Origin of the sequence: Mesorhizobium sp., assembly GCF_005063415.1 — a bacterium.
Classification (GTDB): domain Bacteria; phylum Pseudomonadota; class Alphaproteobacteria; order Rhizobiales; family Rhizobiaceae; genus Mesorhizobium.
The window spans coordinates 1,179-3,229 of sequence record NZ_SUEG01000271.1 but is presented as its reverse complement, the minus strand read 5'-3'; the positions used below and the strand labels follow the sequence as shown (position 1 = coordinate 3,229).

Below are 2,051 nucleotides of genomic sequence, written 5' to 3'. Positions count from 1 at the left end.
ACCGAAAGGCGAGCCTCAGCGTTTGCGACAGCGGCATCAGGCGGTCACCTTGCCGGCCCTGGTGGCCGGCTCAGGCGCGTCCTCGATCAGCCCCGACCGCATCGACACCTGGCGCGAGCAGCGCGCCGCGAGCACCGGGTCATGCGTGACCAGCACCAGCGTCATGCCGCGTTCGGCCGCCTTGGCAAACAGCAGGTCGGCGACGTGCCGCCCCGTCGCCTGGTCGAGATTGCCGGTCGGCTCGTCGGCGATCAGGATGCGCGGCGACGGCGCCAGCGCCCGGGCGATCGCCACACGCTGCTGCTCGCCGCCAGACAATTCGCCGGGGTAATGGGTGACGCGATCGCTGAGACCGACCGCCGCCAGCTCGCGCGCCGCCACGCCGAATGGATCGACATGACCGGCAAGCTCCAGCGGGACGGCGACGTTTTCCAGCGCCGTCATATTGGGGATGAGATGGAAAGACTGGAACACGATACCGATGTTTCGTCCCCGAAACGATGCGATCTGATCTTCGCTTTTGCCGTTGAGCAGCTCGCCGGCAATTCGTACCGCCCCCGAATCGACCCTTTCAAGCCCGGCCAAGACCATCAGCAATGTCGACTTTCCCGAACCTGAAGGTCCAACGATGCCGGTTGCCTCGCCGGCCGCGACATCAAGGCTGACGCCCTTCAGCACATGGACCGAGGATGCACCTTCGCCGAGTGTCAGCGATACGTCTTTCAGCGAAATGACGGCTTCTTCCAAAATCAAATCGTCCTATATGGGGGAATGAGGGCAGAGCATCAGATGCTCGACAAAGATGAAAACCTGCCTTCGCAAACCGATGTTCCTGGTCATATGGGGCCTACCGCATGGCTTTCAAACACACCTTTGCCGCGGCCTTCGCCCTTTTCCTCACAATCTGCGGCGCAATTCCGTCGGCACGCGCCGAGCCCTTCACCATTGTCGGTTTCGGCGACAGCTTGATGGCAGGCTTTGGGCTCGGGCCAGGGGAAGGCTTTACCGAAAAGCTGCAGGCGGCGCTGCGCGCCAAGGGCTACGATGTCACGGTCACCAATGCCGGCGTCTCCGGCGATACGACGAGCGGCGGCCTGTCGCGGCTCGACTGGTCGGTGCCGGACGGCACGCAACTGGTCATCCTGGAGCTCGGCGCCAACGACATGCTGCGCGGCGTTTCGCCCGCCATAGCGGAAAAGAACCTGGACGCCATGCTGGCAAAGCTGAAGCAGCGCAAGATCGCTGTGTTGCTGGCCGGGATGCGCGCGGCGCCCAATCTCGGCGCCGATTATCAGACCGCCTTCGACGCGACCTTTCCGAGACTGGCTGAAAAATACGGCGTGCCGCTCTATCCTTTCTTTCTCGAGGGCATCGCCGGCCAATCCGTCCTGCAGCTCGAAGACGGTCTTCATCCAAACGCCCGAGGCGTCGACCGCATCGTCGAGGGTATCCTGCCCAGCGTGGAGAAGACCATTGAAGCGGTCCGGGGCAATTCCTGAAGGCGAGGGTTCGCCGCCGCAACGCCTTCCGCAGGGGAAGCTTTTAGGCAGGCCTGCGACCAACAAACCCCTTGCCCCGTTTGAATATCGATGATTCGCTAGGGCAAGAGTTCGATTCGAGGACAGGAGGCTTCCCATGCCGCGTCTTTTTACCGCCCTCGAAATACCGCGTGATGCCGCTCTTTCGTTGTCCCTGCTCAGGGGCGGCCTGCCTGGAGCCCGCTGGATCGACGTCGAAAACTATCATCTGACGCTGCGCTTCATCGGCGATGTCGAGGGCCATGTCGCCGACGAGATCGCCAACGCGCTCGACCGCGTTCACCGCCCGTCCTTCCCGCTGACGCTGTCCGGCGTCGGCGCCTTCGGCCAGAAGAAGCCGCATGCGGTGTGGGCCGGGGTCGCCGCTTCGCCCGATCTTTCCGCATTGCAGGCCGAGATCGAGCGCATCTGCCAGCGGCTCGGCATCCCGGCCGACCCGCGCAAGTTCATGCCGCACGTGACGCTGGCCCGCCTGCGCAATTCGAGCCCGCTCGACGTCGCCCAGTATCTGTC

Annotated in this window: 3 protein-coding genes; 2 read left to right on the top strand and 1 reads right to left on the bottom strand. The window is 63.8% G+C overall.

The annotated features are described in order from the left end of the window. Positions 1–36: 36 nt before the first annotated feature. Entirely contained in the window at positions 37–747 is a 711-nt protein-coding gene (locus tag E5W70_RS31500; RefSeq protein ID WP_292665169.1) for an ABC transporter ATP-binding protein, read from the bottom strand. Positions 748–854: 107 nt separating this feature from the next. On the opposite strand from E5W70_RS31500, the gene E5W70_RS31495 reads away from it, so the two are divergent. After that, positions 855–1,499: an arylesterase gene (locus E5W70_RS31495; RefSeq protein WP_292665168.1), complete on the top strand. Its 645-nt coding sequence runs from the start codon at positions 855–857 to the stop codon at positions 1,497–1,499. Between the two features lie 136 nt (positions 1,500–1,635). Beyond that, positions 1,636–2,051, top strand: a 416-nt coding sequence (thpR, locus tag E5W70_RS31490; RefSeq protein WP_292665167.1) for an RNA 2',3'-cyclic phosphodiesterase, incomplete at its 3' end; no start/stop codon positions are given.

Coding starts and splice junctions, on each gene's coding strand:
- E5W70_RS31495 (WP_292665168.1), top strand. CDS start 855: ATGGCTTTCAAACACACCTTTGCCGCGGCCTTCGCCCTTTTCCTCACA.